Origin of the sequence: Pseudomonas sp. P135, assembly GCF_020312125.1 — a bacterium.
In the GTDB taxonomy this organism is placed as follows: Bacteria; Pseudomonadota; Gammaproteobacteria; order Pseudomonadales; family Pseudomonadaceae; genus Aquipseudomonas; species Aquipseudomonas fragariae.
In genome coordinates this window covers 43,501-66,862 of sequence record NZ_JAGPYR010000021.1, presented here as the reverse complement: position 1 = coordinate 66,862, position 23,362 = coordinate 43,501, and the positions used below count along the sequence as shown (strand labels likewise).

General features: G+C 59.6%; 19 protein-coding genes and 1 pseudogene. 14 read left to right on the top strand and 6 right to left on the bottom strand.

Annotation, left to right across the window (positions count from 1 at the left end; genetic code table 11):
* The first annotated feature begins 133 nt into the window (after nt 1-133).
* Nucleotides 134-2,068: a DUF294 nucleotidyltransferase-like domain-containing protein gene (locus tag KBY08_RS23265; RefSeq protein ID WP_003402177.1), complete on the top strand. Its 1,935-nt coding sequence runs from the start codon at nt 134-136 to the stop codon at nt 2,066-2,068.
* Complete coding sequence (locus tag KBY08_RS23260) at nt 2,065-2,778, top strand: PolC-type DNA polymerase III (protein WP_011269182.1); 714 nt, start codon at nt 2,065-2,067, stop codon at nt 2,776-2,778. Before KBY08_RS23265 ends, KBY08_RS23260 begins: the two co-directional genes overlap by 4 nt.
* Before the next feature lie 25 nt (nt 2,779-2,803).
* Here KBY08_RS23260 and KBY08_RS23255 read toward each other — a convergent pair whose 3' ends face one another.
* Both KBY08_RS23255 and KBY08_RS23250 read right to left on the bottom strand, forming a co-directional pair.
* Nucleotides 2,804-3,106 carry a cell division protein ZapA gene (locus tag KBY08_RS23255; protein WP_003316170.1) on the bottom strand — a complete coding sequence of 101 codons (303 nt, stop codon included), beginning with the start codon at nt 3,104-3,106 and terminating at the stop codon, nt 2,804-2,806.
* On the bottom strand, nt 3,103-3,336 hold the full coding sequence (locus KBY08_RS23250) for a hypothetical protein (RefSeq protein WP_003402183.1): 234 nt from the start codon (nt 3,334-3,336) through the stop codon (nt 3,103-3,105). Before KBY08_RS23250 ends, KBY08_RS23255 begins: the two co-directional genes overlap by 4 nt.
* A 411-nt stretch (nt 3,337-3,747) precedes the next feature.
* Here KBY08_RS23250 and KBY08_RS26960 point away from each other — a divergent pair.
* Nucleotides 3,748-4,230 (top strand): annotated as a pseudogene (locus KBY08_RS26960) (MCP four helix bundle domain-containing protein); the annotation flags it as partial.
* A gap of 15 nt (nt 4,231-4,245) precedes the next feature.
* Entirely contained in the window at nt 4,246-5,373 is a 1,128-nt protein-coding gene (locus tag KBY08_RS23245; RefSeq protein WP_404944338.1) for a methyl-accepting chemotaxis protein, read from the top strand.
* 740 nt (nt 5,374-6,113) lie between these two features.
* Here the strand turns inward: KBY08_RS23245 and KBY08_RS23240 are convergent.
* Both KBY08_RS23240 and KBY08_RS23235 read right to left on the bottom strand, forming a co-directional pair.
* Nucleotides 6,114-6,572: an REP-associated tyrosine transposase gene (locus tag KBY08_RS23240; RefSeq protein WP_024660127.1), complete on the bottom strand. Its 459-nt coding sequence runs from the start codon at nt 6,570-6,572 to the stop codon at nt 6,114-6,116.
* Nucleotides 6,573-6,698: 126 nt separating this feature from the next.
* A complete protein-coding gene (locus tag KBY08_RS23235; RefSeq protein WP_003402189.1) occupies nt 6,699-7,802 on the bottom strand; it encodes a GlxA family transcriptional regulator in 1,104 nt (367 codons plus the stop codon).
* 783 nt (nt 7,803-8,585) lie between these two features.
* Between KBY08_RS23235 and KBY08_RS23230 the strand changes: the two genes are divergently transcribed.
* From KBY08_RS23230 to fdhA, 10 genes are all read left to right on the top strand, one after another.
* Nucleotides 8,586-9,533 carry a choline ABC transporter substrate-binding protein gene (locus KBY08_RS23230; RefSeq protein ID WP_011269185.1) on the top strand — a complete coding sequence of 316 codons (948 nt, stop codon included), beginning with the start codon at nt 8,586-8,588 and terminating at the stop codon, nt 9,531-9,533.
* Between the two features lie 64 nt (nt 9,534-9,597).
* The gene (choW, locus tag KBY08_RS23225) at nt 9,598-10,446 is read left to right on the top strand and encodes a choline ABC transporter permease subunit (protein WP_170846044.1); all 849 of its coding nucleotides are present in this window, start codon (nt 9,598-9,600) and stop codon (nt 10,444-10,446) included.
* The gene (gene choV / locus KBY08_RS23220) at nt 10,443-11,621 is read left to right on the top strand and encodes a choline ABC transporter ATP-binding protein (protein ID WP_003402193.1); all 1,179 of its coding nucleotides are present in this window, start codon (nt 10,443-10,445) and stop codon (nt 11,619-11,621) included. Before choW ends, choV begins: the two co-directional genes overlap by 4 nt.
* Nucleotides 11,622-11,879: 258 nt before the next feature.
* Nucleotides 11,880-13,133, top strand: a complete 1,254-nt coding sequence (gene glyA / locus KBY08_RS23215; RefSeq protein ID WP_024640219.1) for a serine hydroxymethyltransferase — start codon at nt 11,880-11,882, stop codon at nt 13,131-13,133.
* Nucleotides 13,134-13,150: 17 nt separating this feature from the next.
* Nucleotides 13,151-14,401 (top strand): sarcosine oxidase subunit beta family protein, encoded by a 1,251-nt coding sequence (locus KBY08_RS23210; protein ID WP_024640218.1) that lies wholly within the window; start codon nt 13,151-13,153, stop codon nt 14,399-14,401.
* 15 nt (nt 14,402-14,416) lie between these two features.
* Nucleotides 14,417-14,713, top strand: a complete 297-nt coding sequence (locus tag KBY08_RS23205; protein WP_003316160.1) for a sarcosine oxidase subunit delta — start codon at nt 14,417-14,419, stop codon at nt 14,711-14,713.
* On the top strand, nt 14,710-17,730 hold the full coding sequence (locus KBY08_RS23200; RefSeq protein ID WP_024652484.1) for a sarcosine oxidase subunit alpha: 3,021 nt from the start codon (nt 14,710-14,712) through the stop codon (nt 17,728-17,730). The genes KBY08_RS23205 and KBY08_RS23200 overlap by 4 nt, the downstream gene beginning before the upstream one ends.
* 50 nt (nt 17,731-17,780) lie before the next feature.
* Entirely contained in the window at nt 17,781-18,413 is a 633-nt protein-coding gene (locus KBY08_RS23195; protein ID WP_024660891.1) for a sarcosine oxidase subunit gamma, read from the top strand.
* 205 nt (nt 18,414-18,618) lie between these two features.
* Nucleotides 18,619-19,476, top strand: coding sequence for a formyltetrahydrofolate deformylase (purU, locus tag KBY08_RS23190; protein ID WP_003402204.1), 858 nt, complete (start codon nt 18,619-18,621; stop codon nt 19,474-19,476).
* A 108-nt stretch (nt 19,477-19,584) separates the two neighbouring features.
* Entirely contained in the window at nt 19,585-20,784 is a 1,200-nt protein-coding gene (gene fdhA / locus KBY08_RS23185; RefSeq protein WP_024640215.1) for a formaldehyde dehydrogenase, glutathione-independent, read from the top strand.
* A 157-nt stretch (nt 20,785-20,941) separates the two neighbouring features.
* Here fdhA and KBY08_RS23180 read toward each other — a convergent pair whose 3' ends face one another.
* Both KBY08_RS23180 and KBY08_RS23175 read right to left on the bottom strand, forming a co-directional pair.
* A complete protein-coding gene (locus KBY08_RS23180; RefSeq protein WP_225650804.1) occupies nt 20,942-21,952 on the bottom strand; it encodes an RHS repeat-associated core domain-containing protein in 1,011 nt (336 codons plus the stop codon).
* 319 nt (nt 21,953-22,271) lie between these two features.
* Entirely contained in the window at nt 22,272-23,288 is a 1,017-nt protein-coding gene (locus KBY08_RS23175) for an RHS repeat-associated core domain-containing protein (protein WP_024659767.1), read from the bottom strand.
* Nucleotides 23,289-23,362: the final 74 nt, after the last annotated feature.

Genomic DNA, 23,362 nt, shown 5'->3' with positions numbered 1-23,362 from the left:
TGCGCTCGTCAAATCAGTTATGCCGCAAGCAGCACGGCGGTGTCACGGGGTTCAAGGTAAGACTTACGTCCAATGGGCACCTGGCTGCAAGCGGCCGACCATGAGCACCAATAACAAGAACGCGGAACAGGCCATGAGCAAGGCAGATGCTTTCACCCAGGCAGGCAAGACAGCCGTGCTGCAGAACATACACGGCACCATGCAGTTTCTGCAAAAATTCCCGCCATTCAATCAGATGGAAAACGCCCATCTGGCGTATCTGGTCGAGCAGTGTCAGCTGCGCTTCTACGCGGCCGGTGAAAGCATCATCAAGCCTGGCGACGGACCGGTGGAGCACTTTTACATCGTCAAGCAGGGTCGCATCGTCGGCGAGCGCCCGCATTCTGCCAAAGGCGGTACGGAAACAACATTCGAAATAACCACGGGCGAGTGTTTTCCACTCGCCGCCCTGCTCGGCGAGCGCGCCACTCGCACCGAGCATCTGGCTGCCGAGGACACGTTCTGCCTGCAGTTGAACAAGCAGGCGTTCATCAAGCTGTTCGCGCTCTCCACAACCTTTCGCGACTTTGCCTTGCGCGGTGTCAGCAGCCTGCTCGATCAAGTCAATCAACAAGTCCAGCAGCGCGCCGTCGAAACCCTGGGCACGCAGTACTCTCTGAATACCCGGCTGGGTGAACTTGCCATGCGTCATCCGGTGATGTGCAGCCCGGAAACGCCCATGCGCGACGCCGTGCGGCTGATGCACGAGCAGCAGGTAGGCAGCATCGTGATTGTCGACGAGCGGCAGGCGCCGCTGGGCATCTTTACCCTGCGCGACCTGCGTGAGGCGGTTGCCGATGTGAATGCCGACTTCAGCGCGCCGGTCAGGCACACCATGAGCCTGTCGCCTTTCCACCTGAGCCCGGACGCCAGTGCCTTCGACGCCGCCATCGCCATGACCGGTCGGCACATCGCCCACGTCTGCCTGGTCCGGGACGGGCGGTTGTGTGGCGTGGTGTCGGAGCGGGACCTGTTTTCCCTGCAACGGGTCGACCTGGTGCATCTGGCGCGGACCATCCGCAACGCGCCACGCATCGAAGCGCTCGCCGGCTTGCGCGGCGATATTGTCCAGCTGGTCGATCGAATGCTCGCCCATGGCGCGTCTTCAACCCAGATAACCCAGATCATCACCCTGCTCAACGACCACACCGTATGCCGGGTGATCGAGCTGACGCTTGCAGAGAAAGGCGACCCCGGCATTGCCTTCAGCTGGCTGTGCTTTGGCAGCGAAGGCCGTCGCGAGCAGACGCTGCATACCGATCAGGACAACGCCATTCTGTTCGAGGCCCGAGATGCAGCAGAGGCAGAGCAGATTCGCCGATCACTGCTGCCGATCGCCGAACGCATCAATCAGGGTCTGGCGCAGTGCGGTTTTACCCTGTGCAAGGGCAACATCATGGCCGGCAACCCCGACCTGTGCCTGTCCCGACTCGAATGGTCGCAGCGCTTCTCGACGTTTATTCGCGAGGCGACACCGGAGAACCTGCTGGCCTCGAGTATCTATTTCGATCTGCGCGTGGTCTGGGGGGATGAAAGTGGCGTCGAGCAACTGCGCCGCAGCATTCTTGATCAGGTCGCAGACAACCGGCTGTTCCAGCGCATGATGGCCGACAACGCACTGCGCCAGCGTCCGCCAGTGGGGCGCTTCAAGGATTTCGTGCTGGCCCGCAAAGGCAGCGAAAAGGATACGCTGGACCTCAAGGTCGAAGGCCTGACGCCCTTCGTCGACGGTGCGCGCCTGCTGGCACTGGCCAACGGTATCGGCGTCAACAACACGCAGGAACGCCTGCGCCAACTGGTCGAGCGCGAAGTCATCGACCCGCTCGACGGTGCTGCGTATGAGGAGGCTTATCACTTCATCCAGCAGACTCGCATGCAGCAACATCAGCTGCAAAGTCGCCAGAATCTGGCTTATTCCAACCGCATCGACCCCGACACACTCAACCATCTGGACCGGCGCATTCTGCGCGAATCGTTTCGCCAGGCGCAGCGATTGCAAACCAGCCTGACCCTGCGTTATCAGCTATGAACCTGTTCGAATGGCTCAAACCACGGCCGAAAAAGACACCCTTGCACGCGCACCAACTGGAGCGCCTTAAACGACTGCCGGTGTGCGCGAACCTCAGTGACACGTCACTGCGTGAACAGCGCTGGGTCGTGCTGGACCTGGAAACCAGTGGCCTGAACATGAACCGCGATCAGGTGCTGTCCATTGGTGCTGTGGTGATTGAAGACGGCGCCATCGATCTGGGCCAGCAGTTCGAGCGCACGCTGTTGCGCGTCGACCACAAGATCAGTCCGGCCGTTCTGATTCATGGGCTGGCGCCCAGTGCGATTGCCGCTGGCAGTGAGCCGGTCGAGGCCTTGCTGGACTTCATGGAGTTCGTCGGAGACAGCCCGATTCTCGGCTTTCATGCGCCATTCGATCAGCACATGCTGTCGCGCGCCTTGAAGGAAAGCCTGGGCTATCGCTTGCAGCACGCGTTTTTCGACGCCGCCGAAATCGCCCCGATGCTCTGCGAGCACGCCAACCTGCGTCATGCCGGGCTGGATGACTGGACCCGTTTCTTTGGTCTGCATGCCGAACAGCGTCACCATGCCAGCGCCGATGCGCTGGTTACCGCAGAACTGGCGCTGATCCTGTTCAGCCACGCCCGTCGTCAGCAGATCGACAGCCCCTTGCGGCTGGAGGAAGCACTCGGGCAGTGGCGCAGGCGCAGACAGTCGCATTCGTTCTGACTGCGACTTCGTCAGCGCCTCCCGTTCAGTTCGGGGCGATGGTCTTGGCGATCACATCCACCGTCGCTTCAACCTGCTCCCGGTAGCGCTTGAGCTCGACCTTGTGCAGTTGCTCGAGCTCGATCTGCTGTGAGCAGAGGTTCAGCGCTGCAAGGACCAGCAGACGGTCACCGATCAACGTCGGGTATTTGCGTTTGGTGTCGGCCAGCGACGCATTGAGCATCGCAGCGGCCTTCATGAGGGTCAGGTCTTCGCCAGCCGGCGCCTTGACCGAGTACTCATTGCCCAGAATGGTGAGAACGGTTACACCGCTGCCATCGACGTTCATGCGCCGACAGCACTTGCGCTGGTGGCGCGATCAACCAGTGCCTGGATACGCGCGGCAGTGCTGCCATGCTTCTCTTCCTGCTCCATCAGACTCAGTTGCAAGTTCTCGTTCTCGTCCTTGGCTTTTGCCAGCTCGGCACTGAGCTGTGCATTTGTTTCCTGAAGGGCCTGGTTCTGCTGCACCAGATCGCCGACAAGTTGTTCCAATTGGCTAAGGGAGGCTTCCAACATTTTGATTTCTCGAGCAAATTTCAACGGGCGCGTACGATAAAGAAAAGTCGCTGCGCATACCAGCGCTCACCGCTCTGTCATCACATCGACACATCGATAACGTAGACGCGTAGGGGGCTTGTGACTCCTTATTCGGTATCCGGTTCCTGCTGTTCGTCAGACCGTCTGAAACTGCGACAAATGCGCGCAGGCAATGGGCAGACTGCCATCGTGAAAAAAGCATCCGCCTCGTCTTTTCAAAGGCTTGCGCCCGATCGGCGAAAGAAATGAAGAAATCGTCACGATTAAGTCACCCCCAATACGTGCCTATCGGCTCAAGACTTTAGTCGCACGTCCGATAGGCACCCCACTTACGGCTTTATCTCCGTCTCTAAATCGCATGGAACGCGTAAATGACCCTGGAAGCTTTCTATGTCCCTGCGAAATATGAACATCGCGCCTCGAGCGTTTCTTGGATTTGCCATGATCGGCACCCTCATGCTGATTCTGGGCGTCTTTGCACTGTCACAGATGAGCAAGATCCGCAGCGCCACCGAGGTGCTGGCCGACAGCAACGTGCCCAGCATCAAGAGCCTCGATCGCTTCGCTGAAGTCAGCATTCGTCTGCGGGTGCTGTCCTATCGATTGCTGGTCAATCGCGATCCGGAAACCCAGCAGAAAACCATCGAGCTGATGGCGATGCGCAACAAGCAGATCACTGACGCTCAGGCCGTTTACGAGAAGCTGATCAGTACCCCCGACGAGCGCAACCTCTATAGCCAGTACGTGCAGTTGCTGGGCCAGTATCGCCAGCTTGAAGACCGCCTGAAAACGCTGACCCGTGCGAACAACATCGACGAATTGCAGGGCTTGCTCAACAACGAAATGGTCAGCAACTCCGACCAGATGAACGTTGTGCTGCGCAAGCTGGTGGATATCAATACGGCGCAGTTGAATGAGGTCAAGGAGCAGGCCTCCATCGAGTATGACTCGGCATTCAATATGGTGATCGGACTGCTGATCGCCGCCACCCTGCTGACCCTCGTGTTTGCCTGGATGCTGATCAAGAGCATTACCACACCGATTGCCACCGCACTGCTCGCAGCGGAGACCATCGCGCAAGGCAACCTGACCCGGCCGATCAGTATCGACGGCACCGATGAAGCCGGTCGTCTGCTGCTGGCCATGAAAACCATGCAGGACAAGCTGCGCGATACCTTGCAGGGTATTTCCGGCTCGGCCACGCAACTGGCTTCGGCAGCCGAAGAACTGAATGCCGTCACTGACGAAAGCGCACGCGGGCTGGTGCAGCAGAACGACGAAATAGAACAGGCTGCCACTGCGGTCAACCAGATGACCAGCGCCGTGGAAGAAGTGGCGCGCAACGCCACCAGCACCTCGCAGGCCTCGCGCAGCGCGGCGACCTCTGCGGGCGATGGCCGCGACCTGGTTCAGGAAACCGTCAGCGCCATCGAGCGCATGAGTGGCGACGTGCAAGGCACCGCCGAGCTGATCATCAGCCTGGCCAATGAGTCGCGTGATATCGGCAAGGTGCTCGACGTGATTCGCGGCCTGGCCGACCAGACCAACCTGCTGGCATTGAACGCCGCCATCGAAGCAGCGCGGGCCGGTGAAGCCGGACGTGGCTTTGCCGTCGTGGCCGACGAAGTCCGTGCCCTGGCCCATCGCACCCAGCAATCGACCAGCGAAATCGAACGCATGATCAGCAGCATTCAGACCGGCACGGAACAGGCCGTCAGCTCGATGCGCAACAGCACCGAACGCGCCGAATCGACGCTGAACATCGCCAAGGGCGCAGGCCAGGCCCTGAACACTATCAACAGCGCCGTGGAAGAGATCAACGAACGCAACATGGTCATCGCCAGCGCCGCCGAAGAACAGGCACAAGTCGCCCGCGAAGTGGACCGCAACCTGGTCAACATCCGCGACCTGTCGGCACAATCCACCAACGGCGCCAACCAGACCAGCGCAGCCAGCACCGAGCTGTCACGCCTGGCAATCGACCTCAACGGCATGGTGGCGCGCTTCGCGCTTTGATGCTCGAAAACGGGCGTTTTATTTCCGGAAGCTATGTTGTGTGAAAGCCAGTCTTCGCGAACAAGTTCGCTCCTACGCCCTTCGGGCAGAAGCAAACCGTGATCCCCAGCTTCTGGCCGCAGGCCGTAGGAGCGAACTTGTTCGCGAAAAATGCTCACGCCCTTCGGGCAGAAGCAAACCGTGATCCCTCAGCTTCTGGCCGCAGGCCGTAGGAGCGAACTTGTTCGCGAAAGCTGCTCACGCCCTTCGGGCAGAAGCAAACCGTGAGCCTTCAGCTTCTGGCCGCAGGCCGTAGAAGCGAACTTGTTCACGAAAAACGCTCACGCCCTACGGGCAGAAGCAAACCGTGATCCCCAGCTTCTGGCCGCAGGCCGTAGGAGCGAACTTGTTCGCGAAAAATGCTCACGCCCTTCGGGCAGAAGCAAACCGTGATCCCTCAGCTTCTGGCCGCAGGCCGTAGGAGCGAACTTGTTCGCGAAAAATGCTCACACCCTTCGGGCAGAAGCAAACCGTGATCCCCAGCTTCTGGCCGCAGGCCGTAGGAGCGAACTTGTTCGCGAAAAATGCTCACACCCTTCGGGCAGAAGCAGACCGTGAGCCTTCAGCTTCTGGCCGCAGGCCGTAGGAGCGAACTTGTTCGCGAAAAATGCTCACGCCCTTCGGGCAGAAGCAAACTGTGAGCCTTCAGCTTCTGGCCGCAGGCCGTAGGAGCGAACTTGTTCGCGAAAGCTGCCCGTGCCTCAAACCCAGATAGCATCCCACAGCGGGTAATCCCCAAGCTTTTTAACCAAGCCCGCACGTAAAGGATTGGCCACGATATAACGGGCTATCGGCGCAATATCCTCTTCGTCGCGGATTGCTCTGTCGTGGTACCCGGATTGCCACAAAGCGTGAGGACGGACACACAGTTTTCCAACTGCAATCGAGCTTCGGGCCTTTAATTGTTTCATCAAGCTGGGCAAATCACCGGCCTTGAGTTCAAAAAGCCAGTGGAGATGGTCAGGCATGACTACCCATGCCATAGACTTGACCAGCCCCTGCTCTTCGCAACGCTTCATTTCTCGTACGAGCAGCCGTCCCAGCTGCATTTCGGCGAACACAGTTACACGGCCCTTCGTTACTGAAGTGACCATGTAAGTCTGACCAACTGCCGAGTATCTGCCTTTGCGCAGGTGTCGTGTCGTTGCGCAATGAGGCATTCCATCGCCCTCCAGAACCGGTTCAACGTTGAACCTTAGCGTCTGTAGGGCGATGAGCAGAGCGAATGTTTTACAGCCTGTGAGAGATGCTTTCTCGTCGTGAGCATTTGCAAACCGGACGTTTTGTTACAGCCTCACACTCGCAAACGTCGACTCATTACGCGCCTGACTCAGGGCCGACATCGGCCCGGACAGCGGGGCGAGTACCAGGGCCTGCGGGATCGGCATCATCGCGACCTGCTGTGCGGTGTTGGACCCTACGCGCTCGTCACGTGGCGGGATGCCGAAGTATTCGCGGTAGCATTTGGAGAAGTGTGGCGTCGACACGAAGCCGCACACTGACGCCACTTCGATGATCGACATCGGGGTCTGCTTGAGCAGTTGCCGGGCGCGAATCAGGCGCAGTTTCAGGTAGTAGCGCGAAGGCGAACAATGCAAATACTTCTGGAACAGCCGCTCCAGCTGCCTGCGCGAAACGGCGACATACACAGCCAGCTCGTCAAGGTCGATCGGCTCTTCAAGATTGGCTTCCATCAGCGCCACGATTTCCTGCAGCTTCGGCTGATTGGTACCGAGCATATGCTTGAGCGGCACGCGCTGGTGGTCCTGTTCGTTGCGAATGCGCTCGTAGACGAACATTTCGGAAATGGCTGCCGACAACTCGCGCCCATGATCACGACTGATCAGGTGCAGCATCATGTCCAGCGGTGCGGTGCCGCCCGAGCTGGTGAAACGATTGCGGTCCAGCGTAAACAGCCGGGTGCTCATCGACACGCGCGGAAAGGCTTCCTGCATCGACGCCAGACATTCCCAATGCACGCTGCACTCGAAACCATCCAGCAAACCCGCGCACGCCAGCGCCCAGCTGCCGGTGCACACAGCGCCCAGACGGCGCGACTGACGTGCCTGGCCCTGTAGCCAGCTGACGTGTTCACGCGTGACGGAGCGCTGAATACCGACACCGCCGCAGACGATGACCGTATCGAGCAAAGGAGCCTTGTGCATCGCCGCATCCGGCGTGATCTGCAGACCATCGCTGGCCCAGACCTGGCCGCCGTCGACACTCAGCGTGGTCCAGCGATACAGCTCGCGGCCCGACAACTGATTGGCCATGCGAAGGGGTTCTACCGCCGATGCGAGGGAGATCAGGGTGAAGTTATCCAGCAGCAGAAAGCCGATGGACTGTGGCGCGCGGTTCTGGGGTTGAGTCCCTTGATTGAACGATGTCATCACACTATCTCCTCTCATATGGCAATGGTTGGCCCCAGGACAGGCTCTTCTTGTAGCCCTCGTTATTGCAGGGCTTGGTAATGACATCGCAAATCCCATGCCGGAATTTGATCGCTCATTCAAGAACACCTGAAAACGACGTCGCGAAGCGTCTACCCGGCTGCGACCCTCATACCTGTTTGCGACGGCGAGGCCGCCGCACGCGGAGTTCGATGAGCAGTTCGGTAGCACTTCAGGGAAACGATCGAGGGGCGTTCACACGCCGAGTGCTACTCAAGGCACATCCCAAGGAAACCCTGCCGAGGACAGGCGTTCGCGCTAAAAAGTGGCGGCCTGCAGGGCGCGTGATCGAAAAGCGCGCAGCCGCAAAAAAAGGGCACGCGACCTGGCATGACCACTGGCGGATCCGCCCCGATAATGAACTTGTCGGCGTTACTCCCCTCCAAAGCACCGCGTTCGCGCAGGCACCGACCTGCCAACCGACCGCTGCCGACCTGCGCAGCAACCGTGTAACGTACTGGCCGTTTTTTCGCAGTTCCGACACTGCAACCGGGCGTGCGTACGATGCAACGAATCTGTAAGCGACCTTGCGCGCACTGGATACGACGCCTCCTGCACTGGATACGACGCCCCCTGTAGGCGTTTGATTTTCCCTGTTACATGATCGGTTCCGACTCGATCGCCCGGCGCAGTGATGGAGCTTCGCGAAAAGCCTCGCCAACCCATAAGCCGCGTCAGCGTTCACCTGCTGATGACCAGAAGAAACTCACAGGAGTCCACCCCATGAAAGGTTCCAAATCGTTGCTGTTGGCCGCTACGCTCTGTATGCCGGTGCTAGCCCAGGCAGCCGAGCCAGAGGCCTGTCATACGGTCAACTTCTCCGATGTCGGCTGGACTGACATTACCGTCACTACTGCGGTAACCAGCGCCGTACTCGAGTCACTGGGTTACAAGACCAAAACCACCATGATTTCCGTACCGGTGACCTACAAGTCGCTGGCCGACGGCAAGAACATGGACGTGTTCCTCGGCAACTGGATGCCGACCATGGAAAACGACATCAAGCCCTATCGCGAAGCAGGGACCGTCGAAACCGTGCGTGCCAACCTGGAGAACGCCAAGTACACCCTGGCGGTCCCGGAAGCGCTTTACGACAAAGGCCTGCATGACTTCGCCGACATCGCCAAATTCAAGAAGGAACTGGGCGGCAAGATCTACGGTATCGAGCCTGGCAACGACGGTAATCGCCTGATCCAGAGCATGATCGACAAGAACGCCTTCGGCCTCAAGGACGCAGGCTTCAAGGTCGTTGAATCCAGCGAAGCCGCAATGCTTTCGCAGGTCGACCGCGCCGTGAAACGCAAAAACGATGTGGTGTTCCTCGGTTGGGAACCGCATCCGATGAACACCCGCTTCAAGATGAAATATCTGACTGGCGGCGATGACTTCTTCGGCCCCAACTACGGCCAGGCGACCATCTACACCAACACCCGCAAAGGCTACAGTCAGGAGTGCAGCAACGTAGGTCAGTTGCTCAAGAACCTGTCCTTCACGCTGAACATGGAAAGCACCCTGATGGGCAACGTGCTGGACGACAAGATGAAGCCTGATGCCGCCGCCAAGGCGTGGATCAAGAAAAACCCTCAAGTACTCGACACCTGGCTCGCAGGCGTAAACACCGTCGATGGCAAGCCAGGCCTGGAGGCAGCCAAAGCCAAGTTGACCCAGTAAGCCGACAGCAGGCGGGACTGACCCGCCTGCTGCCCTCTTCACCTTCCGCAAGCGGACACCCGAAATCATGCTGACTGACCATAAAATCCCTCTGGGCGAGTACATCGCCGCATTTGTCGATTGGTTGACGGCCAACGGCGCCGATTACTTCGACGCGATAGCCTCGACACTGGAAATGATGATCCACGGGTTCACTTTCGCGCTGACCTGGTTCAATCCATTCGTACTGATCGGCCTTATCGCCGCCCTCGCGCACTTCATCCAGCGCAAGTGGGGCCTGACGGTTTTCGTCATCCTTTCGTTTCTGCTGATCCTCAACCTGCATTATTGGCAGGAGACCATGGAAACCCTGGCGCAGGTGCTCTTCGCCACGCTGGTCTGTGTCGTCATCGGCGTGCCGCTGGGCATCATTGCCGCGCACAAGCCGCTGTTCTACACCATCATCCGGCCGTTACTCGACCTGATGCAGACCGTGCCCACCTTCGTCTATCTGATTCCGACGCTCACGCTGTTCGGTCTGGGCGTGGTACCCGGCCTGATCTCGACGGTGGTTTTCGCCATTGCCGCGCCGATTCGCCTGACCTACCTGGGCATCCGTGATGTGCCTCAGGAGTTGCTGGATGCCGGCAAGGCCTTCGGCTCGTCACGCCGCCAGCTGCTGACACGCATTGAACTGCCCTACGCGATGCCCAGCATTGCAGCCGGCATTACCCAGTGCATCATGCTGTCGTTGTCGATGGTTGTTATCGCTGCCCTCGTCGGCGCCGACGGCCTCGGCAAACCGGTAGTCAACGCGCTGAACACAGCCGACATCGCGCTCGGTTTCGAAGCTGGTCTGGCAATCGTATTGCTGGCCATCATGCTCGACCGTATCTGCAAACAACCCGAAGCCAAGGTAGGGTCCGACGCATGAGTATCATCAAATTCGACAAGGTAGACGTCATCTTCTCCAAGGACCCGCGTGAAGCCCTCAAGCTGCTCGATGAAGGCCTCACGCGTGACCAGATCCTCAAAAAAACCGGACAGATCGTCGGCGTCGAGAACGCCAGTCTGGACATCGAGAAGGGCGAAATCTGCGTCCTGATGGGCCTGTCGGGCTCCGGCAAATCCAGCCTGTTGCGCTGTATCAACGGCCTCAACACCGTCAGCCGTGGCTCCCTGTTCGTCGAGCATGAAGGCTCGCAGATCAACATCGCCAACTGCAGCGCAGCCGAACTGAAAATGATGCGCACCAAGCGCATTGCCATGGTCTTCCAGAAGTTCGCCCTGATGCCCTGGCTGACGGTGCGCGAAAACATCAGCTTCGGCCTGGAAATGCAGGGTCGCCCCGAAAAGGAACGACGCAAGCTGGTGGATGAAAAGCTCGAGCTGGTGGGCCTGACCCAGTGGCGCAACAAGAAGCCCGACGAACTGTCTGGCGGCATGCAGCAGCGAGTGGGCCTGGCGCGAGCATTGGCGATGGACGCCGACATCCTGCTCATGGACGAACCCTTCTCGGCGCTCGACCCGCTGATCCGCCAGGGTCTGCAGGACGAACTGCTTGCCCTGCAAACCAAACTGAGCAAGACCATTGTGTTCGTCAGCCACGATCTGGACGAAGCACTGAAGCTCGGTAGCCGAATCGCCATCATGAAGGATGGCCGCATCGTGCAATACAGCGTGCCGGAGCAGATCGTGCTCAATCCGGCAGATGAATACGTGCGTACCTTCGTTGCACACACCAACCCACTCAACGTGCTGTGCGGGCGCAGTCTGATGCGCACCGTCGACGAGTGCACCCACGTCAACGGTTCGGTGTGCCTGGACCCGAGCGGCGACTCATGGCTCGATCTGGCCGACGGCAACGTGATCAAAGGCGCGCGGCAAGGTGCTACGGCCCTCGATCTGCAGAACTGGGTCCCCGGTCAGGACGTCGCCACTCTGGATCGACGCCCTACGCTTGTGCATTCCAACATCGGCATGCGCGACGCGCTGCAGATCCGCTACCAGACCGGCAACAAACTGGTCCTGCAGGACGGCAATAAAGTGGTCGGCATTCTGGGTGATACCGAGCTGTATCACGCGTTGCTGGGCAAAAACCACGGCTGACAAGGCCTGCAACCGACAAGCCCGCTCCACCGCGCTGGACTCATCCAGCCGGGAGCGGGCTTTTTTTCGTCCACAGCCTTTACCCGGGTAACTCCCCTGCCGCTATTTCTGCTCCCTCAGCCGCCATGTCGTAAACGCACCTTTGTGTGGCGTCCATAGGCATTTGGCGTCTTCGGTGCGGCCCTACCATCGCTCTCAGAGGGCTCTGTTCAGCCCGAACGACAAGTCAGGCGCCGCGCCGCCGCTGGGAGATCCGCGATGTTCAGCAAGCAAGACCAGATCCAGGGTTATGACGATGCACTGTTGTCGGCGATGAACGCCGAGGAGCAGCGTCAGGAAGACCATATCGAGCTGATCGCCTCGGAGAACTACACCAGCAAACGCGTGATGCAGGCGCAGGGCAGCGGCCTGACCAACAAGTACGCAGAGGGCTATCCCGGCAAGCGTTACTACGGCGGTTGCGAGCACGTCGACAAGGTCGAGCAACTGGCCATCGAACGCGCCAGACAGCTGTTTGGTGCCGACTATGCCAACGTTCAGCCGCATTCCGGAAGTCAGGCCAACGCAGCGGTCTATCTGGCGCTGCTTCAGGCCGGCGATACCGTGCTGGGCATGAGCCTGGCGCACGGCGGTCATCTGACTCACGGTGCCAAGGTCAGCTTCTCGGGCAAACTCTATAACGCCGTGCAGTACGGCATCGACACCGCGACCGGGCTGATCGATTACGACGAAGTCGAGCGCATCGCCGTCGAGTGCCAGCCGAAAATGATCATCGCCGGGTTTTCAGCCTACTCCAAGACCCTCGACTTCCCGCGCTTCCGCGCAATCGCCGACAAGGTGGGCGCCTACCTGTTCGTCGACATGGCGCACGTCGCCGGTCTGGTTGCCGCCGGTCTTTACCCGAATCCGCTGCCCTACGCAGACGTAGTCACCACCACGACCCACAAGACCCTGCGCGGCCCACGCGGCGGCCTGATTCTGGCCAGGGCCAACGAAGAGCTGGAAAAGAAATTCAATTCCGCCGTCTTCCCCGGTGGTCAGGGCGGCCCGCTGATGCACGTCATCGCCGCCAAGGCCGTGTGTTTCAAGGAAGCCATGGAGCCCGCCTTCAAGGCCTATCAACAGCAGGTCATCGACAACGCGCAAGCGATGGCGCAGGTGTTCATCGAACGGGGCTTCGACGTGGTCTCCGGCGGCACCGACAACCATCTGTTTCTGGTCAGCCTGATCCGTCAGGGCCTGACCGGCAAGGACGCCGACGCCGCGCTGGGCCGTGCGCACATCACCGTCAACAAGAACTCGGTGCCCAACGACCCGCAGTCGCCGTTCGTGACGTCCGGCCTGCGCATCGGCACACCGGCCGTTACCACCCGCGGCTTCAAGGTGACCCAGTGCGTCGAGCTGGCCGGCTGGATCTGCGACATCCTCGACAACCTCGGTGATGCCGATGTCGAGGCCGACGTCGCCAGCCAGGTCGCCGCCCTGTGCGCCGATTTTCCGGTTTATCGCTGAGTCAGGAGTAGCCTCACATGCAGCATTACTCAGGCTTCGGCCTTCTCAAGCATTCCCTCAGCCACCATGAAAACTGGCAGCGCATGTGGCGCACGCCGACCCCGAAAAAGATCTACGACGTGGTCATTGTCGGCGGCGGCGGGCACGGTCTGGCGACGGCCTATTATCTGGCCAAGGAGCACGGCATCACCAACGTCGCCGTGGTCGAGAAAGGCTGGCTGGGCGGCGGCAACACTGCGCGCAACACCACCATCGTGCGCTCCAACTACCTGTGGGACGAGTCGGCCCACCTGTATGAACACGCGATGAAACTGTGGGAAGGCCTGTCCCAGGAACTGAACTACAACGTCATGTTCTCCCAGCGCGGCGTCTACAACCTGTGCCACACCCTGCAGGACATGCGCGACTCCGAGCGCCGCGTCAGCGCCAACCGGCTTAACGGCGTGGACGGCGAATTGCTCAACGGCCAGCAGGTCGCCGAGGAAATCCCGTACCTGGACTGCTCGAAAAACACCCGTTACCCGATCATCGGCGCAACCGTTCAGCGCCGTGGTGGCGTCGCCCGTCACGACGCGGTGGCCTGGGGCTTCGCCCGTGCGGCCGATGCGCTTGGCGTTGACCTGATTCAGCAGACCGAAGTCATCGGCTTTCGCAAGGAAAACGGCGTTTGCATCGGTGTGGAAACCAACAAGGGTTTCATCGGTGCCAAACGTGTCGGTGTGGTCACCGCCGGCAACTCCGGGCACATGGCCAGGCTGGCAGGCTTCCGTCTGCCCATCGAATCACATCCGTTGCAGGCACTGGTTTCCGAGCCGATCAAACCGATTATCGACAGCGTCATCATGTCCAACGCGGTACACGGCTACATCAGCCAGTCCGACAAGGGCGACCTGGTGATCGGCGCCGGTATCGACAGTTGGGTCGGCTACGGCCAGCGCGGCTCGTACCCGGTGATCGAACACACCATCCAGGCCATCGTCGAGATGTTCCCGGTGCTGTCCCGCGTGCGCATGAACCGTCAGTGGGGCGGCATCGTCGACACCACGCCGGACGCCTGCCCGATCATTTCCAAGACCCCGGTGCCGAACATGTTCTTCAACTGCGGCTGGGGCACAGGCGGCTTCAAGGCCACGCCGGGCTCGGGTAACGTGTTTGCCGCCAGCCTGGCCAAAGGCGAGATGCATCCGCTGGCCAAACCGTTCTCCATTGACCGTTTCCACAACGGCGCACTCATCGACGAACATGGCGCTGCAGCCGTAGCCCACTAACAGGAGAACCCGACCATGCTGCATATCTTCTGTCCTCACTGTGGCGAACTGCGCTCCGAAGAGGAATTCCACCCGTCCGGTCAGGCGCACATCCCGCGCCCGCTGGACCCCGGTGCCTGTACCGATGAGCAATGGGGCGACTACATGTTCTTTCGCGATAACCCGCGCGGCCTGCATCACGAACTGTGGATACACGCCGCCGGTTGCCGCCAGTATTTCAACATGACGCGCAACACCGTGACCTACGAGATTCTCGAGACCTATCCGATCGGTACCAGACCGCAGTTCACGGATCAGGGAGACAAGGTATGAGCCAGACCCATCGCCTGCCCAACGGCGGCCGTATCAATCGCAGCAAGGTGCTCAACTTTACCTTCAACGGCCAGACCTACCAGGGCTTTGAAGGTGACTCGCTGGCCTCTGCCCTGCTCGCCAACGGTGTCGATATCATCGGCCGCAGCTTCAAATACTCCCGCCCGCGCGGCATCTTCGCAGCGGGTTCGGAAGAGCCCAATGCGGTGCTGCAGATCGGCGCGACCGAAGCGACGCAGATCCCCAACGTGCGCGCTACGCAACAGGCGCTGTACTCGGGACTGGTCGCAACCAGCACCAACGGCTGGCCGAGTGTGAACACCGATGTCATGGGCATTCTGGGCAAGGTCGGCGGCAAGCTGATGCCGCCGGGTTTCTACTACAAAACCTTCATGTACCCGCAATCGTTCTGGATGACTTACGAGAAGTACATCCGCAAGGCTGCCGGCCTGGGGCGCTCGCCGACCGAGAACGACCCGGACAGCTACGATGCGATGAACCAGCACTGCGACGTGTTGATCGTCGGTGCGGGCCCGGCAGGTCTGGCCGCCGCCCTGGCAGCAGGTCGCTCCGGTGCCCGCGTGATCATTGCCGATGAACAGGAAGAGTTCGGCGGCAGCCTGCTCGACAGCCGCGAAAGCCTGGACGGCAAACCGGCCGCCGAGTGGGTGTCGACGGTCGTCGCCGAGCTGAAAAGCCTGCACAACGTCACCCTGCTGCCGCGTGCCACGGTCAATGGTTACCACGATCACAATTTCCTCACCATCCACGAGCGCCTCACCGACCACCTGGGTGATCGCGCGCCAATCGGCATGGTCCGCCAGCGCATGCACCGGGTACGTGCCAAACGTGTGGTGCTGGCCGCCGGTACTCACGAGCGTCCGCTGGTCTATGGCAACAACGATGTGCCCGGCAACATGCTGGCCGGTGCCGTATCGACTTACGTCCGCCGTTATGGCGTGGCACCGGGCAAGAAACTGGTGCTTTCCACCAACAACGATCATGCCTATCGCGTCGCTCTGGACTGGCTCGACGCCAGCCTGCACGTGGTAGCGATTGCCGATGCACGGCATAACCCACGCGGTCCGCTGGTTGAAGAAGCGCGGGCCAAAGGCATTCGCATCCTGACCGGCAGCGCGGTCATCGAGGCCCGCGGCAGCAAGCGCGTGACGGCTGCCCGCGTTGCCGCCATCGACGTAAAGACGCACAGCGTGACCAGCCCCGGCGAATGGCTTGAATGCGATGTGGTTGCCAGCTCCGGCGGTTACAGCCCGATCGTGCACCTGGCCTCGCACTTGGGCGGCAAGCCGGTCTGGCGCGAGGACATCCTCGGCTTCGTACCAGGCGAGGCACCACAGAAACGTATCTGCGTAGGCGGCGTCAACGGCGTCTACAGCCTGGCTGACAGTCTTGCCGATGGCTTCGAAGGCGGCGTGCGCGCTGCCAGTGAAGCGGGCTTCAAGGTGGTCGAAGGCGTGATGCCCAAAGCCCTCAGCCGTGCTGAAGAGCCGACGCTGGCGTTGTTTCAGGTGCCCCATGAAAAAGGCACCGCTCGGGCACCCAAGCAGTTCGTTGATTTTCAGAACGACGTCACCGCCGCCGCCATTGAACTGGCAACGCGCGAGGGTTTCGAGTCGGTCGAGCACGTCAAGCGCTACACCGCGCTGGGCTTCGGCACCGATCAGGGCAAGCTGGGCAACGTCAACGGCCTGGCCATCGCCGCCCGTTCACTGAATGTGTCGATCCCGGAAATGGGCACCACCATGTTCCGTCCCAACTACACGCCGGTGACCTTCGGCGCGATAGCCGGACGTCATTGCAAACACATCTTCGAACCCGTGCGGTTCACCGCGCTGCATGCCTGGCATGTCAAAAACGGTGCCGAATTCGAGGACGTCGGCCAGTGGAAACGGCCGTGGTACTTCCCGAAAAACGGCGAAGACCTCCCCGCCGCAGTTGCTCGCGAATGCAAGGCGGTGCGCGACAGCGTCGGCCTGCTGGACGCATCGACACTGGGCAAGATCGATATTCAGGGCCCGGATGCACGCGAGTTCCTTAACCGTATCTACACCAACGCCTGGACCAAGCTGGACGTGGGCAAGGCGCGCTACGGCCTGATGTGCAAGGAAGACGGCATGGTCTTCGATGACGGGGTAACCGCCTGTCTCGCTGACAACCACTTCCTGATGACCACCACCACGGGCGGCGCAGCGCGCGTCCTGCAATGGCTGGAAATCTATCAACAGACCGAATGGCCGGACCTGAAAGTGTATTTCACCTCAGTGACCGATCACTGGGCGACCCTGACGCTGTCCGGTCCCAACAGCCGCAAGCTGCTCAGCGAAGTCACCGATATCGATCTGGGCCGTGAAGCCTTCCCGTTCATGACCTGGAAGGAAGGTCTGGTCGCCGGAGTGCCGGCCCGGGTATTCCGCATCTCGTTTACCGGCGAACTGTCCTACGAGGTCAACATTCAGGCCGACTACGCCATGGGCGTTCTGGAAAAGATCGCCGAGGCAGGCAAACAGTACAACCTGACGCCTTACGGCACCGAGACCATGCACGTGCTGCGCGCAGAGAAGGGTTTCATCATCGTCGGTCAGGACACTGACGGCTCGATGACGCCCGACGACCTGAACATGGGCTGGTGTGTCGGCCGTACCAAGCCGTTCTCCTGGATCGGCTGGCGCGGCATGAATCGCGAAGACTGCGTGCGTGAACAGCGCAAGCAACTGGTCGGCCTCAAGCCGGTGGACCCTGCCAAATGGCTGCCGGAAGGCGCGCAACTGGTCTTCGACACCAAACAGACGATTCCGATGAGCATGGTCGGCCACGTGACCTCCAGTTACGCGCACAACTCGCTGGGCTATTCGTTCGCGATGGGCGTGGTCAAAGGCGGCCTGGCGCGTATGGGCGAACGGGTCTTCGCGCCTCTGGCCGATGGCAGCGTGATCGAAGCCGAGATCGTTTCTTCGGTGTTCTTCGATCCGAAGGGCGAGCGGCAGAACATCGAGTAGCACGCGATGAGCCGATCATCCGCAGCACACAGAATTCAAGCAGGTGAATCATGAGCACAGCCAACGTTTACCAGCAGCGCCCGACCATCGACGTCAAAGCCGAGTCGCCGCTGTTCCATGCAAACCTCGACAGCCTGATCGGCAAAGGGCGCGCCAGCCCGGGGGTTTTCCTGCGCGAGAAAAAGCTGCTGGGGCATCTGACGATTCGTGGCAATGCCCACGATCCGGCCTTCGCCGCTGGCGTCCACAAGGCGCTGGGCATGGAGCTGCCCGCCGCGCTGATGCTTGTCATCAACGGAGAAAGCTCACTGCAATGGCTTGGCCCGGACGAGTGGCTGCTGATCGTGCCGAGCGGCGAAGAGTTTGCGGCAGAACAGAAGCTACGCGACGAACTGAGCGGGCAGCACATCGCGATCGTCAATGTCAGCGGCGGGCAGTCGATTCTTGAACTGAGCGGGCCGAAGGTGCGCCAGGTACTGATGAAGTCGACCAGCTACGATGTGCACCCGGACAACTTCCCGGTGGGCAAGGCAGTCGGCACCGTGTTCGCCAAGTCGCAACTGGTAATCCGCCGGACCGGAGAAGAAACCTGGGAGCTGCTGGTCCGCCGCAGCTTCTCGGATTACTGGTGGCTGTGGTTGCAGGATGCGAGTGCCGAGTACGGGCTGAGCATTCAGGCGTGAAGCGCCCGGAACCGGCGCTGAAACCGCAGCGTCAGTCTTAATGGAGACTCCTGCGGGAGCATTTGCACGATAGCCGACACGATGATTATCGTCCCCACGCTCCGCGTGGGAATGCAGTTCCGGACGCTCTGCGTCCAGCTTGAGCAGGCTGGCTGACACTGTCAGTCAGATTTGCGGATAACGAATACTCTGGAGCATTCATTTAATGAGCCGCGCGCCCGACACATGGATTTTGACCGCCGACTGCCCCAGCATGCTGGGCACGGTAGACGCAGTGACGCGCTTTCTGTTCGAGCAGGGTTGCTACGTCACAGAACACCACTCCTTCGATGACCGCCTCTCGGGACGCTTCTTCATCCGTGTGGAGTTTCGTCAGCCCGAGGCTTTCGACGAACAGGCGTTCAGGGCCGGGCTGAGTGAGCGCGGCGAAACGTTTGGCATGATCTTCGAACTCACCGCGCCCAACTACCGGCCAAAAGTAGTGATCATGGTCTCGAAAGCCGATCATTGTCTCAATGACCTGCTCTATCGCCAGCGTATCAATCAACTGTCCATGGACGTGGTCGCGGTGGTGTCCAATCACCCTGATCTTGAGCCACTGGCTGGCTGGCACGGCATTACGTACTACCATTTCCCACTGGACCCGAACGACAAGCCTGCGCAGGAAGCCAAAGTCTGGCAGGTCATCGAAGAGTCTGGTGCAGAACTGGTTATTCTTGCCCGTTACATGCAGGTCCTGTCGCCGGACCTGTGTCGCAAGCTGGACGGCAAGGCGATCAATATCCACCACTCGTTGCTGCCCGGTTTCAAGGGCGCCAAGCCCTACCATCAGGCGTACAACAAGGGGGTGAAGCTGGTCGGTGCCACGGCGCATTACATCAACAACGATCTGGACGAAGGCCCGATCATTGCCCAGGGCGTGGAAGTGGTCGATCACAGTCACTATCCCGAAGACCTGATCGCCAAGGGTCGAGACATCGAAGGGCTGACACTGGCCCGCGCGGTGGGTTATCACATCGAACGGCGGGTGTTCCTCAACGCCAACAGGACAGTGGTTTTGTAGGCGCAAGCTGCAAGCTGCAAGCGATCCGTATTTCTCGCCGCTTGAAGCTTGCAACTGTTCTTCTCTGCTCTAAATCTGCTTCATCACAATAAAAGCGAGGTGACATGTATGTCTGGTAATCGCGGTGTAGTGTATCTCGGCGCTGGCAAGGTCGAAGTGCAATCAATTCCTTTCCCGAAAATGGAAGATCCACGCGGCAAGCGCATCGAACACGGCGTGATTCTGCGCGTAGTCTCCACCAATATCTGTGGCTCGGACCAGCACATGGTACGCGGCCGCACCACGGCGCAGACCGGGCTGGTGCTCGGTCATGAAATCACTGGCGAAGTATTGGAAGCCGGTCGTGACGTGGAACATCTGAAAGTCGGTGATCTGGTTTCTGTGCCATTCAACGTGGCGTGCGGTCGCTGCCGCAGTTGCAAGGAACAGAACACTGGCGTCTGCCTGACGGTCAACCCTGCGCGTCCCGGTGGTGCCTATGGTTATGTCGACATGGGCGATTGGGTCGGCGGCCAGGCTGAATACGTGCTGGTGCCTTACGCCGACTTCAACCTGCTCAAACTTCCGGACCGCGATGCGGCGATGGAAAAAATTCGCGACCTGACCTGCCTGTCCGACATCCTGCCCACCGGCTACCACGGCGCAGTGACTGCCGGGGTGGGGCCGGGCAGCACAGTCTACGTTGCAGGCGCTGGCCCGGTCGGCCTGGCTGCGGCGGCGTCAGCACGCTTGCTGGGCGCTGCGGTGGTGATCGTCGGCGACGTCAACCCGACACGCCTGGTTCACGCCAAGGCCCAGGGCTTCGAAATTGCCGACCTGTCCCAGGACACTCCCTTGCACGAACAGATCGCTGCCCTGCTCGGCGAGCCTGAAGTGGATTGCGCCATCGACGCCGTAGGCTTCGAAGCACGCGGTCATGGTCATGCTGGCGCTCAGGCCGAAGCACCCGCCACCGTTCTCAACTCGTTGATGGGCGTAGTGCGCGTCGCAGGCAAGATCGGCATCCCCGGCCTGTACGTCACCGAAGACCCGGGAGCCGTGGACGCCGCCGCAAAAATGGGCAGCCTGAGCATTCGCTTCGGTCTGGGCTGGGCCAAATCCCACAGCTTCCACACCGGCCAGACCCCGGTCATGAAATACAACCGCCAGCTGATGCAGGCGATCATGTGGGACCGCATCAAGATCGCCGACATAGTGGGTGTCGAGGTGATCAGTCTGGATGATGCCCCGCGGGGTTATGGCGAGTTTGATTCGGGCGTGCCGAAGAAGTTTGTGATTGATCCGCATGGGTTGTTTAGCGGGGCGTAGATCCATCTTCGATCTTTTAAAGCAGCGTAAAGCAGCGCACTTATGCAGGTGCGCTGTTTCCTGAGAGGTCAGTCGAATTTCCTTTCTAAAACCGCACGGCAATATTCACGGAAGACGTGGGATCTGACTGCCTGAAGTTAACACTTACTGAAATACTTTAAGAATGATCTCTCTGCAACATTTCCCCTCTTCTGATTACCTTCAAGGCACGTGCTTGAGAGCGTGAAAGTCTTGGATACTGATAAATTGTATCCATTGGCAGATCTCCAGTGAGCACACGCTGGAATGGCGTTGCGGGAAGCTCGATACGCTTTGGACGGCGCACCACTCCGCTTGGGAGGTGGTAGATATTACGAGGTGCTATTGAGGACTTAGGGGCGGCCCATCTTGTATGCAGCCGCGCGTCGCTTGGTACCGCAGGTAAACGCCGTCGAGTTTTTAAATGAGCCGGCACATTTTCAGGTTGGGCCAGTTTATTGATGAAATCTGGAACAGCTACGGGCCCTTTAGCCCCTGAAACGCCTCCTGTACGCGTTAAACGCGAGGAGGTTGGACTGCCAGGCACAAGAACGCTATGGCGGTGCTCAGTGACTTTTTTCGCAGCGACCAAAGCTTGTCTATTACGGAATATCAGTGCCAGTATTCGAGCATTAACGTGCCCCGTCGGATCAACCCGATTAACCGGATCCCCCCCACAATACCCATACGCATTCACCCCACCCTCACCAAACGGGCTCAGACTGTCCGGGCTGTTAAACCTCATCAGCACGGGGTTAAACGCCCGATACCCGTTACCCAGCAAATAGTGCCCCGTCACCGGATCAACCCGCTGGCCGGTAAAGCCCGGCAGGTTTGCGGTGCCTGAAGGATGACGATGCCCGTAAGGCGTGTAGGCAAACTCCAACCCCTGAGCGACGGTCACTGACTGCTGTTGATCCGTCGCCAACAACGCGCCGTCGCGCTGATTATTTTCTGCGCTCAGGCACGCCAGCAAATGCTCATCCGTGCGCATAAGCGTGTGCTGAACCTGCCCCTGAATCTGCGTAGCCAAGAGTGTCTTCTGATAAAAAAGGCGAGTGCTACCCTGCCCCGCAGGCGAACAATCGGCCAGGCGATCCAATGGATCGTAGCGATAGACACAGAGCACGGATTGCCCGGACGACGCCATGTTGTCACTCCTTTGAAGTCACCCTATGGCAGCCAGTCTGGGCTGACTATCTGCTTGCGCCCAGCTAGCAGAACTACTAGGTGCCAGGCCGAAAGGCGCTGAACACAGTCACGCCGGCGCTCAGACCGAAGCGCCCGCCATCATGGAGTTTGATGCGGACGTGACGAAGAAATTGGTAATTGATCCGTGTGGGTTGTTGAGTATGACTTAAACACTGCAACCTTATTATCACCTTCATGATTAAAAGGCACCCCACCTACCCTCTAACCAACTGGGTGGTTGGCCATTATCGGAGTCGGGTTGGCACGCCTGCCGGCTTCTAAGACGACTTATTGCCACGCCGATGTTTTTCAACCACCTTTTCATAATATTTTTGTTCATTATCCATAGCAAACGGCAGCAAACCATCTCTTCGAACAACTGCTTGATTATCTCGGACCTGCTTAATAAGCAGCTCATTAGCTCCGTGAATGTCTATTGCATTACCCTGCGCATCCACGTACTTATATCGACGAGGAACGGGCGGCGTTACATTGTTCAGTTGCCCTCTCTTGGGAGGAAGGGCCGGCGGAATGCCGTTCAGCTGCCATGTCTTGGGAGGGCGGGGTGGTGGGACAACAAGGTGTGACCCATCAATAACACCAGATGCAGACACATGTACGCTCACCGACTTAGTTGAAGCAGCAACCTGTGTGGACCCGGAACTCTCCGCAGAATTAACCAACGGGGAAGATAGAGACTCTTGGCTATTTTTTCGACCAAGTAAACGCTTTTTCACACTGCGTCCTCTTTTCAAAATTTTCAGTAAAAACGTTGGCCAATGCCCGCTCGGATCAACCCGATTAACCGGATCCCCCTCACAGTACCCATACGCATTCACCCCACCCTCACCAAACGGGCTCAAACTGTCGGGGCTATTGAACCTCATCAACACCGGGTTAAACGCCCGATACCCATTGCCCAGCAAATAGTGCCCCGTCACCGGGTCAACCCGCTGGCCAACGTAGCCAGGCAGGCTCATCGGCCCTGCTGACGGGTGACGATGGCCGTAAGGCGTATAAGCAAACGTCGCCCCCTGAGCCACAATCACGGACTGCTGCTGATCCGTTACCAACAACGTGCCCTCGCGCTGATTATTTTCTGCACTCAGGCACGCCAGCAAATGCTCATCCGTGCGCATAAGCGTGTGCTGGACCTGCCCCTGAATCTGCGTAGCCAATTGAGTCTTCTGATAAAAAAAGCGAGTGCTGCCCTGCCCCGCAGGCGAACAATCGGCCAGGCGATCCAATGGATCGTAGCGGTAGACGCAGAGCAAGGATTGCCCGGACGAAGCCATGTTGTCACTCCTTTGAAGTCACCCTATGGCAGCCAGTCTGGGCTGACGCCCTGCTTCCGCGCAGCTACCAGAAC

Coding starts and splice junctions, on each gene's coding strand:
- KBY08_RS23200 (WP_024652484.1), top strand. CDS start 14,710: ATGAGCCAGACCCATCGCCTGCCCAACGGCGGCCGTATCAATCGCAGC.
- KBY08_RS23240 (WP_024660127.1), bottom strand. CDS start 6,572: ATGCCTCATTGCGCAACGACACGACACCTGCGCAAAGGCAGATACTCG.
- KBY08_RS23230 (WP_011269185.1), top strand. CDS start 8,586: ATGAAAGGTTCCAAATCGTTGCTGTTGGCCGCTACGCTCTGTATGCCG.
- KBY08_RS23255 (WP_003316170.1), bottom strand. CDS start 3,106: ATGAACGTCGATGGCAGCGGTGTAACCGTTCTCACCATTCTGGGCAAT.
- KBY08_RS23235 (WP_003402189.1), bottom strand. CDS start 7,802: ATGACATCGTTCAATCAAGGGACTCAACCCCAGAACCGCGCGCCACAG.
- KBY08_RS23210 (WP_024640218.1), top strand. CDS start 13,151: ATGCAGCATTACTCAGGCTTCGGCCTTCTCAAGCATTCCCTCAGCCAC.
- KBY08_RS23265 (WP_003402177.1), top strand. CDS start 134: ATGAGCAAGGCAGATGCTTTCACCCAGGCAGGCAAGACAGCCGTGCTG.
- KBY08_RS23195 (WP_024660891.1), top strand. CDS start 17,781: ATGAGCACAGCCAACGTTTACCAGCAGCGCCCGACCATCGACGTCAAA.
- KBY08_RS23260 (WP_011269182.1), top strand. CDS start 2,065: ATGAACCTGTTCGAATGGCTCAAACCACGGCCGAAAAAGACACCCTTG.
- purU (WP_003402204.1), top strand. CDS start 18,619: ATGAGCCGCGCGCCCGACACATGGATTTTGACCGCCGACTGCCCCAGC.
- KBY08_RS23250 (WP_003402183.1), bottom strand. CDS start 3,336: ATGTTGGAAGCCTCCCTTAGCCAATTGGAACAACTTGTCGGCGATCTG.
- glyA (WP_024640219.1), top strand. CDS start 11,880: ATGTTCAGCAAGCAAGACCAGATCCAGGGTTATGACGATGCACTGTTG.
- KBY08_RS23175 (WP_024659767.1), bottom strand. CDS start 23,288: ATGGCTTCGTCCGGGCAATCCTTGCTCTGCGTCTACCGCTACGATCCA.
- choV (WP_003402193.1), top strand. CDS start 10,443: ATGAGTATCATCAAATTCGACAAGGTAGACGTCATCTTCTCCAAGGAC.
- KBY08_RS23205 (WP_003316160.1), top strand. CDS start 14,417: ATGCTGCATATCTTCTGTCCTCACTGTGGCGAACTGCGCTCCGAAGAG.
- KBY08_RS23180 (WP_225650804.1), bottom strand. CDS start 21,952: ATGGCGTCGTCCGGGCAATCCGTGCTCTGTGTCTATCGCTACGATCCA.
- fdhA (WP_024640215.1), top strand. CDS start 19,585: ATGTCTGGTAATCGCGGTGTAGTGTATCTCGGCGCTGGCAAGGTCGAA.